The organism is Oceanospirillum sediminis, assembly GCF_014164585.1.
GTDB lineage: Bacteria > Pseudomonadota > Gammaproteobacteria > Pseudomonadales > Halomonadaceae > Oceanospirillum > Oceanospirillum sediminis.
The window spans coordinates 1-332 of sequence record NZ_JACJFM010000286.1; the positions used below are offsets into that span (position 1 = coordinate 1).

Consider the following 332-nt stretch of genomic DNA (forward strand, 5'->3'; position numbering starts at 1 on the left):
CAATATCTGGCTCAACAATGCCTACCCAGGGCGTAACCCGCACTCCCATATGGGAAACACCCTGATTCAGGCGTCCGATAATTCTTACTTCATCCGGCGGCATAGCCACTTCTTCCCAGCTTTCTCTGAGTGCAGTGAATTTAAGATTCGGGTCACTATGATCTTTCATCCCTCCCGGAAAAGCCACCTGTCCGGAGTGGCTGCACAGATGAGATGCCCTTCTGGTCAGAATGATTTCCGGATCAGGCTGATTCGTCAGAGCAATCAGCACAGAGGCTTCCGGATGAGTCCCTTTGATATTGAGCGGAGTGAACTGACTGAGCGCCTGTTCA

Annotated in this window: 1 protein-coding gene; it reads right to left on the minus strand. The window is 51.5% G+C overall.

Annotated elements, in window-relative coordinates; all coding sequences use genetic code 11:
* The coding region (locus H4O21_RS24935) for an NUDIX hydrolase (protein ID WP_182812681.1) at positions 1-332 on the minus strand (332 nt) is incomplete at both ends.